This is a genomic window from Devosia sp. GW821-FHT12F11 (assembly GCF_058806655.1).
In genome coordinates this window covers 422,197-435,104 of record NZ_JBXAPX010000003.1, presented here as the reverse complement: position 1 = coordinate 435,104, position 12,908 = coordinate 422,197, and the positions used below count along the sequence as shown (strand labels likewise).

16 protein-coding genes and 1 tRNA gene are annotated in these 12,908 nt (G+C 64.6%); 13 read left to right on the top strand and 4 right to left on the bottom strand.

The window, feature by feature from the left end:
- Window positions 1-181 precede the first annotated feature (181 nt).
- Entirely contained in the window at window positions 182-631 is a 450-nt protein-coding gene (locus tag AC1ROK_RS12165) for an outer membrane protein assembly factor BamE (RefSeq protein WP_492847148.1), read from the bottom strand.
- Window positions 632-791: 160 nt separating this feature from the next.
- On the opposite strand from AC1ROK_RS12165, the gene AC1ROK_RS12160 reads away from it, so the two are divergent.
- The 6 genes from AC1ROK_RS12160 to AC1ROK_RS12135 all read left to right on the top strand — a co-directional run bounded on the left by AC1ROK_RS12160 (window position 792) and on the right by AC1ROK_RS12135 (window position 5,182).
- Window positions 792-1,319 carry a ubiquinol-cytochrome C chaperone family protein gene (locus AC1ROK_RS12160; RefSeq protein ID WP_492847146.1) on the top strand — a complete coding sequence of 176 codons (528 nt, stop codon included), beginning with the start codon at window positions 792-794 and terminating at the stop codon, window positions 1,317-1,319.
- Window positions 1,316-1,864, top strand: a complete 549-nt coding sequence (locus AC1ROK_RS12155; RefSeq protein WP_492847144.1) for a YceD family protein — start codon at window positions 1,316-1,318, stop codon at window positions 1,862-1,864. The genes AC1ROK_RS12160 and AC1ROK_RS12155 overlap by 4 nt, the downstream gene beginning before the upstream one ends.
- Window positions 1,865-1,990: 126 nt before the next feature.
- Complete coding sequence (gene plsX / locus AC1ROK_RS12150) at window positions 1,991-3,073, top strand: phosphate acyltransferase PlsX (protein ID WP_492847142.1); 1,083 nt, start codon at window positions 1,991-1,993, stop codon at window positions 3,071-3,073.
- Complete coding sequence (locus AC1ROK_RS12145; RefSeq protein ID WP_492847140.1) at window positions 3,070-4,038, top strand: beta-ketoacyl-ACP synthase III; 969 nt, start codon at window positions 3,070-3,072, stop codon at window positions 4,036-4,038. The genes plsX and AC1ROK_RS12145 overlap by 4 nt, the downstream gene beginning before the upstream one ends.
- 290 nt (window positions 4,039-4,328) lie before the next feature.
- Window positions 4,329-4,640, top strand: a complete 312-nt coding sequence (locus AC1ROK_RS12140) for an integration host factor subunit alpha (protein ID WP_055048678.1) — start codon at window positions 4,329-4,331, stop codon at window positions 4,638-4,640.
- 26 nt (window positions 4,641-4,666) lie between these two features.
- Entirely contained in the window at window positions 4,667-5,182 is a 516-nt protein-coding gene (locus AC1ROK_RS12135; protein WP_055878905.1) for a MerR family transcriptional regulator, read from the top strand.
- On the opposite strand, the gene AC1ROK_RS12130 is transcribed toward AC1ROK_RS12135, so the two are convergent.
- A complete protein-coding gene (locus AC1ROK_RS12130) occupies window positions 5,179-5,433 on the bottom strand; it encodes a hypothetical protein (RefSeq protein WP_492847137.1) in 255 nt (84 codons plus the stop codon). The genes AC1ROK_RS12135 and AC1ROK_RS12130 overlap by 4 nt on opposite strands.
- A 215-nt stretch (window positions 5,434-5,648) precedes the next feature.
- Between AC1ROK_RS12130 and AC1ROK_RS12125 the strand changes: the two genes are divergently transcribed.
- Complete coding sequence (locus AC1ROK_RS12125; protein WP_492847135.1) at window positions 5,649-6,002, top strand: response regulator; 354 nt, start codon at window positions 5,649-5,651, stop codon at window positions 6,000-6,002.
- Between the two features lie 75 nt (window positions 6,003-6,077).
- Here AC1ROK_RS12125 and AC1ROK_RS12120 read toward each other — a convergent pair whose 3' ends face one another.
- Window positions 6,078-7,613: an MDR family MFS transporter gene (locus AC1ROK_RS12120; RefSeq protein WP_492847133.1), complete on the bottom strand. Its 1,536-nt coding sequence runs from the start codon at window positions 7,611-7,613 to the stop codon at window positions 6,078-6,080.
- 118 nt (window positions 7,614-7,731) lie between these two features.
- Between AC1ROK_RS12120 and AC1ROK_RS12115 the strand changes: the two genes are divergently transcribed.
- Both AC1ROK_RS12115 and ybaK read left to right on the top strand, forming a co-directional pair.
- A complete protein-coding gene (locus AC1ROK_RS12115; RefSeq protein ID WP_492847131.1) occupies window positions 7,732-8,388 on the top strand; it encodes a MarR family winged helix-turn-helix transcriptional regulator in 657 nt (218 codons plus the stop codon).
- Window positions 8,389-8,427: 39 nt separating this feature from the next.
- Window positions 8,428-8,901, top strand: coding sequence for a Cys-tRNA(Pro) deacylase (ybaK, locus tag AC1ROK_RS12110; protein ID WP_492847128.1), 474 nt, complete (start codon window positions 8,428-8,430; stop codon window positions 8,899-8,901).
- On the opposite strand, the gene AC1ROK_RS12105 is transcribed toward ybaK, so the two are convergent.
- Window positions 8,898-9,059, bottom strand: coding sequence for a Thivi_2564 family membrane protein (locus tag AC1ROK_RS12105; RefSeq protein ID WP_492847126.1), 162 nt, complete (start codon window positions 9,057-9,059; stop codon window positions 8,898-8,900). The genes ybaK and AC1ROK_RS12105 overlap by 4 nt on opposite strands.
- 147 nt (window positions 9,060-9,206) lie before the next feature.
- On the opposite strand from AC1ROK_RS12105, the gene AC1ROK_RS12100 reads away from it, so the two are divergent.
- The 4 genes from AC1ROK_RS12100 (at window position 9,207) to AC1ROK_RS12085 (ending at window position 12,892) form a co-directional block, all read left to right on the top strand.
- Window positions 9,207-9,839 (top strand): cysteine hydrolase family protein, encoded by a 633-nt coding sequence (locus AC1ROK_RS12100; protein WP_492847124.1) that lies wholly within the window; start codon window positions 9,207-9,209, stop codon window positions 9,837-9,839.
- A 128-nt stretch (window positions 9,840-9,967) separates the two neighbouring features.
- Entirely contained in the window at window positions 9,968-11,722 is a 1,755-nt protein-coding gene (locus AC1ROK_RS12095; RefSeq protein WP_492847122.1) for a peptidoglycan D,D-transpeptidase FtsI family protein, read from the top strand.
- 90 nt (window positions 11,723-11,812) lie between these two features.
- Window positions 11,813-11,889: transfer RNA gene (locus tag AC1ROK_RS12090), tRNA-Pro, on the top strand.
- A gap of 28 nt (window positions 11,890-11,917) precedes the next feature.
- Window positions 11,918-12,892, top strand: coding sequence for a phosphotransferase enzyme family protein (locus AC1ROK_RS12085; protein WP_492847120.1), 975 nt, complete (start codon window positions 11,918-11,920; stop codon window positions 12,890-12,892).
- The last annotated feature ends 16 nt before the right edge of the window (window positions 12,893-12,908 follow it).

Sequence of the window (12,908 nt, the reverse complement as noted above, 5' to 3'; positions counted from 1 at the left end):
GGCCGTCATCCCGGCGAACACCGGGGCCCAGTGCATCGGGCGCTCTGCGAGCACGAAACCATCCGACCTTGCTGCGATGGCCCGGCGCCGCTCACGCCTGGTCTGACCGTCCGAGCAGTGGTCCCGGCATTCGCCGGGACGACGGCCGGAGGGGTGGTCGATAAAGCAGGGTAGCGAGGCCCTAGATCGAGCTGATGATCGATTCGAGGAAGGTGCGATCCTGGCCATAGGACGGGGTGCGGCGGCTCTCGATCGAGAAGGTCTTGCCGTCCTTGACGCCCAGGCGCTCGGTATCGACCACCTTGTTCTTCTTGTCGAAGTAGACGACGAGCAGGGTACGCTCCTTGCTCAACTCCATGCCGAATGCGGTCTGCTGCACCTTCTCGCCGAGGTAGTACCAGGCGGTCTCGGTGGCAAAGGAGTTGGTGACCTGCGGCGAGCCCAGCACGGCGGTGACCAGCGCGGCGCTCTGGCCGACGCGAATCTGCGCTACCGCATCTTCCGATATCTCGTAGCCGCGCGCCTTGGACTGCGTAAGGCTCATGCCGCTGCCGCAGGCGGCGAGCGACAGGCTGACGAGCACGGCGGCGGTCATCGGGAAGAGGCGGCTAGTGACGGTGCGCAAAGGCATCAATTTGACTTTCCCGATCGCTGTCTACTATTAGCACGGCCTTGGCCGGCCGGGCACTGTGTAGCTGTCAAAGGCGCCCGCTGGCAAGCTGGCTTGCGTCCTTGCCCGAACCCTTCCACACCGGCAGCACCTTGTCCCGCAAAACCGCGGAGTGCGACTGATGATATTGAACTTGTTCAGGAAAAACCCGTCCTCCGACGCTGTTTATGCCGTCTATACAGCCATTGTGGCGCAATCCCGGCAGCCTGTCTTCTATGCCGACTGGGGCATTCCCGACACGGTCACCGGCCGTTTCGACATGATTTCGCTGCACATGTCGCTGCTGTTCCGGCGCCTGAGGGTCGAAAAGCAGGCCGGCCACGAGTTCAGCCAGGCGCTGTTCGACCTGTTCTTCAAGGACATGGACCGGTCGCTGCGCGAAATGGGAGCAGGGGACATGGCCGTGCCCAAGAAGGTTCGCAAGATGAGTGAGATCTTCTACGGCCTGATGACCAGCCTCAACGAGGCGATGGACCGCGATGACCGGCCGGGGGTCGAGGCCGTGCTGCGCCGCAATGTCTACGCCGAGGCCGAAGCGACCCACGCGCCGCAGCTGGCCGCCTACCTGTTCACCCAATATGACAAGCTCGCCGGCCAGTCGCTTGCCGACATCGCCGGGGGACGCCTCGAAATGGCGGCCGCGGCATGAGCACTGACCAGTTCCGTATCCCCGACGCCAGCATCCGGCTCGATTCGATGCCGGCCGCCGGGCGCGACCTGGCGCTGGTGGTGGGCCCCGCCGATCGGCTGGCGATCGCCGAGCAGCTCGGCATCACCGCCGTCGAAAAGCTCGAAGTGAAGCTGCACGCGGTGCGCTTCAAGGGCGGCATGCGCGTCACCGGCCGGCTGGTCGCCACCACCGTACAGCCGAGCGTGGTGTCGCTGGAGCCGGTGACCCAGGAGATCGCCGAGCCGATCGAGCGGGTGTTCCTGCCTGGTGGCGAGAAGGCCTATGCCGGCCCGGCCGACGCCGAAATCTTCGTCGACCTTGAAGGCGAGGATGTGCCGGACCATTTCGAGGGCAACGAGGCGGACCTTTCGGCACTGATCATCGAAACCCTGGCGCTGGCGATCGATCCGTACCCGCGCCAGCCGGGCGAAGCCTTGGGCGCGCTGCGCGACGATGGCGACACCGAAAGCGATTTGCCCTTCGCCGGCCTCAAAATCCTCAAGACTCCCGAGGACAAGGGCTAGAACGCTTCTCCTTGAAAACTGTGAAGCGCTCTAGGACCCCGCCACATCCGGGTGATATCTTGTTTGGGGTAAGCGTTTGAGTATGTTGAAACCCGTCTCCGTCAGGGGACGCTGGACCGGGCGGCGATGAGCGATTCCATCCGTATCTCCGTCGACGCCATGGGCGGCGACAAAGGGCCCCGCGTGGCCATCGAAGGCGCGCGGCTGTTCTGGCGCGAGCGCAAGAACACCACCTTCATCTTCCACGGCCGCGAAGCCGACCTGAAGCCGCTGCTCGACGAGTTCCCCGACCTCAGGAAGGTCTCGCGCATCGTCAACGCCGACATCGTCATCTCGATGGAGGAAAAGCCATCGCAGGCGCTGCGCAAGGGCCGCGGCACCTCCTCGATGTGGGCGGCGATCCAGTCGGTGAAGGACGGCGAGGCCGATGTCGCGATCTCCGGCGGCAATACCGGCGCGCTGATGGCGATGGCGACCTTCTGTCTGAGGCCGATCGAAGGAATTTCCCGCCCGGCGATCGCCGCGCTGTGGCCGACGCTGCGCTCCGACATCATCGTGCTCGATGTTGGCGCCACCGTCGGCGGCGACGCCAAGCAGTTGACCGATTTTTCGATTCTCGGAGCCGCCCTGGCGCGGGCGCTGTTCGATCAGGAGCTGCCCACCGTCGGCCTGCTCAATGTCGGCACCGAGGAGATGAAGGGCCACGACGAGGTGAAGGAAGCGGCGCGCATCCTGCACGCGGCGAGCGGCGAGGGCTTCATCTATCACGGCTTCGTCGAAGGCGATGATATCGGCAAGGGCACCGTGGACGTGGTCGTCACCGAGGGCTTTGCCGGCAACATCGCGCTGAAGACTGCCGAGGGGACCGCCCGGCAGGTCGGCGCCTACATCCGCAACGCGCTGAAGGCCGACATCATCTCGATGCTGGGCGCAGCCATCGCCGGCCAGGCGCTGCAGGCGCTGCGCCGCAAGCTCGACCCGCGCAACATCAATGGCGGGGTGTTCCTCGGCCTCAACGGCGTCGTCATCAAGTCGCATGGCGGCACCGACGAGGTCGGCTTCAAAGGCGCCCTGAGCCTTGCCTATGAGATGGCCCGCAGCCGCGTCATGGACAAGATCGGCGAGGGCATGCGCCGCTTTCCCACCCTCAGCGTGGTGCCCCCGACCGAGGCGGCGCCCACTCCCGAAACCGAGGCGAAATCCGCGTGACCGACAAGAAATCCATCATCCGCAGCGTCGGCTCCTACCTGCCGGCGCATGTGGTGACCAATGACGAACTGGCCAAGACTGTCGACACCTCCGACGAGTGGATCCAGCAGCGCACCGGCATCAAGCAGCGCTACATCGCGGCCGAGGGTGAGAACACCTCCGATCTCGCTGCTGCCGCCGGCCGCAAGGCGATGGAGAATGCCGGCATCACCATCGAGGACATCGACCTCATCCTCGTTGCGACGACCACGCCGGACATGACCTTCCCGGCGACGGCGGCGGTGGTGCAGCAGAAGCTCGGCATGCACCATGGCGCGGCGTTCGACATCCAGGCGGTGTGCTCCGGCTTCGTCTACGCCGTCGCGACCGCCGACTCGTATTTGAAGAACGGGCTCGCCAGGCGCGCCCTGGTGATCGGCGCCGAAACCGCCTCGCGCATCCTCGACTGGAACGATCGTACCACCTGCGTGCTGTTCGGCGATGGGGCCGGGGCAGTGGTGATGGAACTCGGTAAGGCCGGCGAAGAGCGCGGCGTGCTTGCCACCTCGCTCCGCTCCGACGGTCACTACTGGAACAAGCTCTACACCGATGGCGGGCCGAGCTCGACGCAGTCGATGGGCCACATCAGGATGGAGGGCAAGGAGGTCTTCAAGCACGCCGTCGGCATGATCACCGATGTGGTCTACAAGGTGCTCGAGGATACCGGCCACACCATCGACGACCTCGATTGGTTCGTGCCGCACCAGGCCAACAAGCGCATCATCGACGGCGCCGGGGTGAAGCTCGGCCTGCCGCCCGAGAAGGTGGTGGTAACCGTCGACCGTCACGCCAACACCTCGGCCGCCTCTGTTCCGCTGGCGCTCCACACCGCCGTCGCCGATGGCCGCATCAAGCGCGGCGACCTGGTGATGATCGAAGCAATGGGTGGCGGCTTCACCTGGGGCGCCTCGCTGATCCGCTGGTAAGGCCCCACGCCGCGATCGACTTCGGCGACGCCCTCAAGCCATCCAGTGGGTGCTGGAGGTCGTTCGCCGACCTCCGGGAGGCCGTTTGCCGACCTCGGGGAGGCCGTTTGCCGACCTCGGGGAGGCCGTTTGCCGACCTCGGGGAGGCCGTTTGCCGACCTAACGCCTTTGATTGGTAAGCCAGATTGCCAGTGACGTGACAGCGCGTTAATCTTTGCCACAAATCCGTGGGTGGGGGCGCCTGACGGGCACCTGTTATCCCAGCTGGGCAAAAAACGGAGGGGCGGCATATGACGCAGAGAACGGTCACGCGAGCCGACTTGGCGGAAGCGGTCTACGAAGCGGTGGGGTTGTCCCGCACCGAGTCGGCGGAACTGGTGGAGCGGGTGCTCGACCTCATCGGCGACGCACTGGTGGAAGGGCACAACGTAAAACTCTCCTCGTTCGGCTCGTTCCAGGTGCGCTCCAAGAACGAGCGAATTGGCCGCAATCCCAAGACCGGCGAGGAAGTGCCGATCCTGCCGCGACAGGTTCTGGTGTTCAAACCCAGCAACGTGTTGAAATCCAAGATCAACAAATCTATGGTCCGGTCTGGAAAATAAGACTCTTTCCGGGCGGGTGAGTCCTTTTGGACAAGTCTCCAGACGCGTTTCGCACGATATCCGAGGCAGCCGACGAGCTGGACCTGCCGCAGCACGTGCTGCGCTTCTGGGAAACGCGATTCTCCACCATCAAGCCGCTGAAGCGTGGCGGCGGCCGGCGCTACTACCGGCCTGAGGACGTGCTGCTGCTCAAGGGCATCCGGCATCTGCTCTATGATCAGGGCTTCACCATCAAGGGCGTGCAGCGGATCCTGAAGGATCAGGGCATTCGCTATGTCATCGGCATCGGCGAGGGCCGCCCGGTCGAGGCGCTGGAGCACCAGCCCGCCGACACCGAGCCCGAGGAGGATTTCACCTCCGAGTCGGCGGTGATCCCCGAAGACGATATGACCGATGCTCCGCCGGCGCCGTCGCGCCTGAAGCTTCCGAGCTTCAAGCCCAAGCCGGCCGGCCTCACGACCGCTGATCGCGACAAGCTCTCCGACGTGCTGCGTGAACTGCTCGACTGCAAGCGGCTGCTAGAGCGCGCTCGCGAAGGTTAGCGCTCGACGCCTTCGTCGGCGTTTTCGGATTCCAGCACGCCGAACGACTGCGACGAGCCGTTGCCGCTGTTCGACACAGCCCCATCGACACCAAGTCCGCGGCGCAGCAATTCGCGGACTGCTGCCGCACGGCTCGGCATGCGGTTGGCGAAGCGGAAGTCGTCGAGAACGCGCAGTTCGTCCGCTTCAAGCATGATCTGCAGCCGCTCGCCGCGGACTAAGTCGTTACCCTTGTAGGTTTTCTCTGACATCGCGAAGCAGGAATGAGGTTGCGTTACTCATTCAACTCATTGCAAGCAGAATGGTTGCCTGCAAGCGGAGCACTCATTCGCCACAAACCGCTGCAAAGCGGCAACGTGCTAACTCCCTTTTTCCTCGATTTGTCGACCGCACGGGCGCATGTGAAAGGGAAAGGAGACAGCCAGTGCTATTGAACACGCAATCGGATGGTTCAGGTTTTGGAACGGTGCTGATCGTCGAGGACGAGGTACTGGTCTCGATCATGATCGAGGATTTCCTGCTCGACCTGGGCGCAGCCGAAGTCATCACCTGTGTGACCCCGAACGAGGCCGAAGCCACGATTGGCAAGCGTTCGATCAACTGCGCCATTCTCGATGTCAAAGTCGGCGGCGCCGACAGCTTCGGATTGGCTGACGTGCTGACCCATCAGGATGTTCCATTCTTCTTCGCGACAGCCTCCGGGCCTGAGGCAATAGTGGAACGGCACCGGCACCGCCCCATCCTCGCCAAGCCATTCTCGAATGCGCAACTGCTGGAGTTTCTGCACGCCACGATGGCGGGGCAGGGCAGGGATCGTTAGAGCTTTTTCGTCTCGAAAGCTCAAGCAAAACAGAAGGGGGCCGGACGGCCCCCTCTTACTTTGCGACCTCGGCCGTCAGCCCCGCTTCGGGATCTGCACATCCTTGAGCATGATGGTGAAGATCATCGCCAGCACATAGACCCCGGCAAGGAACAGGAACAGCGTGTTGAAGCCGGCGGTGTAGTGGCTGAGAACGACTTCGCGCGTCGCCTCCGGCAGGCCGGCCGCGATGTGCGGGCTGAGGCTGGTGAGCCCGCCCGGCACGGCCGCCGCGATGTCGGCGGGGAGCTGCGCGTTCTGCTGTGTCAGCGCCCAGGTCATGACCGCGCCGTTGACGGCGAGCCCCAGCGAGGCGCCGATGGTGCGCGCCTGGGTGATGAGGCCGGTGGCGGCGCCGATATCCTGCAGCGGTGCGGCTGCCTGGATCGCGACCATCAGCACCTGGAACTGCAGGCCCATCGAGATGCCGAACACCGCCATCAGCAGCGCCATGATCCAGACGGGCGTGTGCGCGTCGACGAAGGTGTAGCCGACCATCAGCAGCGCGCCGACTGCCATCGCGGCCACCGGCATCCACTTATAGCGGCCGGTGGCCGCAATGACCCGGCCGGCAAGCATCGAGACGACCATCGAGGTTGCCGATGCAGGCAGGAACAGGAAGCCGACTTCGGCGGGGCCGAACCCGGTGATCACCTGGAAGTAGAGCGCGAAGTAGAAGAACTGGCCGAGAGTTACGACGCCCGCGAGCAGCGAGACCAGCGTCACGATGGTGATCGTGTGGTTCCGGAACAGCCGCAACGGCACGATTGGCTCGGCGGCGCGACGCTCGGTCACGACGAACCAGATGGCTGCGGCAATGCCGATGACCGGCAGGGCGAAGGTCAGCAGATCCGGGCCGGTCGGGTCGATCACATGGTCGCCCCAGTAGACGATGGCGGTGGTCGCGACGGCGAGGAGCACGCCGCCGAGGTAGTCCACCTTGTGCCGCTTCTCGACGAACTTCGAGCGCATGGCGAGGAAGATAAGCGCGAGGACGACGATGCCGACCGGCAGGTTGACGAGGAACACCCAGCGCCAGCCGAACAGGCTGGTGATGTAGCCACCGGCGACCGGCCCCAGGATCGAGCTCAGCGCGAACACTGCGGACGAATAACCCTGATACTTGGCGCGGTCGCGCGGTCCGAACAACTCGCCGATCATCGCGAAGGCGGAGACCATCAGCCCACCGCCGCCGATGCCCTGCAGCACGCGCGCGGCGATCAGCGATTCCATCGACCAGGCGAGACCGCAGGCGGCAGAGCCGATGAGGAACAGCACAATCGCCGTCATCACCACGTTCTTGCGGCCGTACATGTCACCGAGCTTGCCGTAGAACGGCGCCACTGCTGCGGTGGAGAGCAGGTAGGCCGAGCCGACCCAGCCGAACAGATGCAGATTGCCCAGTTCGCCGGCAATGGTGGGCAGCGCGGTGACGACGATCTGCATGTCGAGTGTCGCCATGAACATCGCGATCAGCGCGCCGAAATAGACGAGCAGCGTCGCGCGGTCGGGGCGCGATGGCGCCTCGGCGACCGGCGCGGCGCCGGAAATGGGGGATGAGTCAACAGTCATGAAATGCCTCCGAAACTCGGAGCGGGGTTATGTGCCTCGGGCAAAAGTATGTCAACGACAATTGCATGACACGCGCACATAATTGACCGAAGCATGCATTCATGCTACCGCGGCGCCCATGATCAGCAGCAAGAGCGGCGACGGCCGCGAACCATTTCCCGATCTTCCCACCATCTGCCAGACACGCGGCGATCGCGAGATGGTTGAGCTCGCCGAGCAGGCCGGTCTGTCGCCAAATGCAGCGGAGGCCGTAGCGGCCATCGACGCGGTGATGCACAAGGTTCGGCGCTCCATTCAGCGCCGGGATTTCGGTCGGCAGGTGATGGCCCAGATGGACCCCAGCCTCGACGTCAGCCATCTCGATGCGATCAGCGCCATCGCGCACAAAGGTGAGGAAATCACTGAGGTAACCGTTGGCCTCGTGGCGGAGCGGCTGGGCATCGACCCCTCGCGCGCCAGCCGCGTCACCTCCGACCTGGTAGAGCGCGGTTATGTGCGGCGGGTCGCCTCGCAGCAGGATGCGCGGAGGATCTGCCTGGAACTGACCAAGAAGGGCGGCAACTTCGTCGAGGCCGTCCGGCGTAACAAGGTACAGATATTCACCCGGGCGCTGGCGCAGTGGAACGAGCACGAGCTGATGGTGTTCGCGGCGCTGTTCGAGCGCTTCTCCAATTGGGCGACTGATGAGAACGGCGTGGCACGTTCGGCCGAGAATATCCGTCGCCTGCTCGATGAAGCAGAGGCAACACCTAGGGAAACCGCAGACGCCAAATAGCGGCTGGACGGGCGGCTTGCGCCGCCGTAACCGTTCTCCATGTCGAAAACCACCGCCGCGACGCTCGCGCTCACCAAGGCCGGCATCGCCTTCAGACACTTTCCCTACGACTATGACCCGGACGCGCCGCGTATCGGGCTGCAGGCGGCCGAAGCGCTGGGCAGGGCGCCCGAGCAGGTGTTCAAGACCCTGATGGCCGAGGTCGACGGGAAGCCGGTTTGCGTCGTCGTTCCATCTGACTGCGAAGTCAGCATGAAGAAGCTCGCCGCGGCCTTCGGCGGCAAATCCGCCAACATGATGAAGCCGATGGACGCCGAGCGCCTCACCGGCTTCAAGGTCGGCGGCATCAGTCCGTTCGGGCAGCGCAAGAGAGTTCCGACCGCCATCGACGAAACCGCCGAATTGTTCGACGAAGTGCTGATCAACGGCGGCCAGCGCGGGCTTCTGCTTGGGCTGACACCGGCCGACGCGGCGCGGTCGACCGAAGCGAAGCTGGTCGATCTCGTCGCCTAGAAGACCGCCAGGTACTTCAGCAGCGAAACGACGCCGATGATGATCACCACGATCTGGATGATCTGCTTGACGCGGGCATCGACCGGCAAGCGCTGGACCAGCCACAGGATCAGTACGACGACGAGGAAGGTGATGAGGATTCCGATGAGGACGGACATCTGAAGTCTCCGTGACGCTGCGGAAATGCAGGTGCTTGCTCAACGCGCAGGCGCGCAATTCGTGGCACGCGGCCGAAAACTTCGTGTCATATCCGAATGTTGGCAGCGACCGCGGAACCCTCGCAGGGCGCTGCAAGTTGCATGGCGATGACCGATCCGACCGATCTCATTGCACCGCCTGGGCTGCATTTTGGCCCCCTCGGGGCCAATTGGGTGCACCTGTGCATCGACATGCAGCGCATGTTCGCCGAACCGACCGAGTGGCATGCGCCCTGGATGGAGCGCGTGCTGCCCGAGGTGGTTCGGCTGGTCGAGATGGGGCCGGAGCGCACGGTGTTCACCCGTTTCATTCCGGCCCGCTCGGCTGACGATGTCGGCGGCACCTGGCGCCGCTACTACCAGCGCTGGGCCTCGATGACCGGCGAGCGTCTCGAGCCCGGGCTGCTCGAGCTGATCCCGGCCCTCGCGTTGCATGTGCCGCCGGCCCGCGTGCTCGACAAGCCGATCTACAGCCCGTGGCTGGGCAGCCGACTGCACGCCGACCTCTTGGCCGGCGGCGTCGACACGGTGGTGATCTCCGGCGCCGAAACCGAGGTCTGCGTCATGGCCGCCGTCATCGGCGCCATTGACCTCGGCTACCGCGTCATCATCGCCACAGACGCCATCTGCTCATCCGCCGACTCTACCCACGATGCCATGCACCACATCTATGACAGCCGCTTCGGCATGCAGGTCGAAACTGCCGAAGTGGCCGAGATTGTGGAAGCGAAGGGGCGATAAGGTGGCTATCCCCGCTGACCGCCGCGTCGCTAACCGCTCGTTAAGCTGTTGGCTCAAATGCCATTGATCGGCGGCCTTGGGTGGTGAACCTCAGCGCCCGGTAACTGCCTCTCACCGCTGACCCCACCATGACCACCGCCGACCACCTCGACGGGGCCGGACCCTTGCGTCCTGCCCAAAACTATCCCGAGATCATCGAGGTGCATGGAACGGCGCGGATCCACAACCGGATCACCCGCGGCCGTATCGGCATCGTCGCGATGCTGTTGGTGGCGGGCTTCCTGCTGATTGGCGGCCGGCTGGTGCAACTGGGGCAGGTGAAGGTCGACGACAGCATCGAGGGCGTCACGCGCGACATCATCCAGGCGTCGCGCCCACCGATCGTCGATCGCAACGGCATTGCCATCGCCGTCGACATCCGCGTCCCCTCGCTTTACGCCGAGCCCCGCCGCATCGTCGACGCAGCGAATACGGCGGCGCAGCTGCGCATCGTGCTGCCGGATCTCGATGAGGGCTGGCTGCGGCAGCGCCTCTCCGGCGACAAGGGCTTCGTGTGGCTCAAGCGTGAGCTGACGCCGGCCATCAAGGATCGGGTGATGGCGCTCGGCCTGCCGGGCATCGATTTCATCGAGGAGAGCAAGCGTTTCTATCCAGCAGGGGCCGAGCTCGCCCACGTCATCGGCAGCGTCAATGTCGACAACCAGGGCATCGCGGGGATGGAACTGGCCATCGACCGCGACGATCTTGCAGTGCTGCAGGAGGTCGGACTGGCGCGCGGCGCCGAGCTCGAGCCCAAGGTGCTGTCGATCGACAGCCGCGTGCAATACGTGATGCGCAGCGAGCTGCTGGCCGCACTGGCGCGCTTCCGCGCCATTGCCGCTGCCGGAGCGATTGTCGACGTGCGGACCGGCGAAGTGATCGCCATGGTCTCGCTGCCGGACTTCGACCCGAACGAACCCGCCACTGCGCTAAAGCCCGACAGCTTCAACCGCATCACCAACGGCACGTTCGAGCTGGGTTCGACCTTCAAGACCATCACTATTGCGGCCGCGCTCGACAGCGGCGCCGTCGGCATCGACGATATGATCGACGCGCGCGAAGGGGTCCGCTTCGGCCGCTTTCTGCTCGATCACGGCCGGCATGAGATCATGTCGGTCTCGGACGTGTTCCGCTATTCCGACAATATCGGCACCATCCGCATCATGGAGAGCATGGGGAAGGACAGGCTTCGGGCGTTCCTGGGCGCCGCCGGCTTCGACCAGCGCTCCGGGATCGAACTGCCCGAGCGCGCCGCGCCTCGGGTGCCTGAGAGCTTTTCCGATGTCGGCGCCGCCACTGCCTCCTATGGCTACGGCTTTGCTGCGACGCCGATGCACATGCTCACGGCCGTCGCCGCGCTGATGAACAAGGGCAAGCTCGTGCCGCCGACGCTGTTCCGCCGCAGCGAGTCGGAGGCCGCGCAACTGGCGCGCCCGATCGTCAGCCCCAGGACCAGCGACGAGATGATGTACCTGTTCCGCATGAACGCGCTGCTCGGCTCCGGCCGCAACATGGACGCCGAAGCCGTTGGCTACCGCACCGGCGGCAAGACCGGTACCGCCGAGAAGACCATCAACGGTCGTTACTCCAAGACCAAGAACGTCACCGTCTTCACCTCCGCCTTCCCGATGGAGGATCCGCGCTATGCAATGCTGGTGATGCTCGACGAGGCCCAGGCCGAAAACACTCGCTCCACCCGTGAAGCCGGCTGGAACGTCGCGGTGGTCAGCGGGCAGATCATCCAGCGGATCGCCCCGATGCTGGGCATTCTCCCTACCACCGCCGCCGGCATCGACGACCGGCTGATGCAGCTGGCTACGCGCCCGGACGCGATCGACAGGTGATCTTTCACGCTGTTTGTTCCGCCTGGAGCGCATTGCCGCAAAAATGCCTCTTGCCTCAAAAGGCTGGTTTCTGTAGGCCTCCGCACCAGTCGGGGTGTAGCGCAGCCTGGTAGCGCATTTGTCTGGGGGACAAAGGGTCGTCGGTTCAAATCCGGCCACTCCGACCATTTCTCCCAAAGCCTAGAGGATAGCGGATTGGATATTGCCCCCAGCGATCCGCTCCCGGAGGAACTGTCGCTTGTCGCCGGCAGCCTCGAGCGCTGGCCGGTTGCCGCAGGCGGCGCACCGGTCCTGATCAATCTATCCGAGAATCACACCTTCCGCATCGACGGGGCCAGCGGTTCGCGCCATGTTCTGCGCCTGCACCGGCCGCGCTACCAGTCGCGGACTGCCATCGGCAGCGAGCTCGCCTGGCTCGAAGCGATCACCGACGACACCGAAATCCCGGTGCCGCGGCCGATTCCCGGGGCGGATGGCGAGATTGTGCAGGAAGTGGCGCCGGACCGCTTCGCCGCCTTGTTCGCCTTCGAGAGCGGCGTCGAGCCTCAGCCCGATGCCGATCTCGTGCCGCTGTTCGCAACGCTCGGGCGCTACGCCGCGACGCTGCACAACCACATTGCCAACTGGCAGCAGCCTGAAAAATTCGTCCGTCCGATCTGGGACGCGGTTGGCATCCTCGAGTCCTCGGGGCTGTGGGGCGACTGGCGCAAGGCTCCGCATGTCGAAGGCGACACCCTGGCGACGCTGACCGAGCTCGATGCGGCGCTACGCGCCGATCTCAGGGCCTATGGCACCGACATCGACCGCTTCGGGCTGATTCACGCCGATATGCGGCTTGCCAACCTCTTGGTCGACGGCGAGCACACCGTGCTGCTTGATTTCGACGATTCCGGCTTTGGCTGGTTCCTCTATGACCTCGCCGCGAGTCTCTCGTTCATCGAGACCTCGCCGCAGGTGCCGGCGCTGATCCGTGCCTGGCTCGGCGCCTACATGGAAATCCGGCCGCTGAAGCCGGAAGATCTGCGGATGATCGATACGCTGATCCTGCTCCGGCGCATGGCGCTGTTGGCATGGATTGGCTCACACGGCGAAACCGACCTGGCCAAATCGCATGCGGAACGCTTTGCGCTGGACACGGCGACAATGGCGCGAAAGTATCTGAGCCGCTGACGGCCGGGGGAGGGCG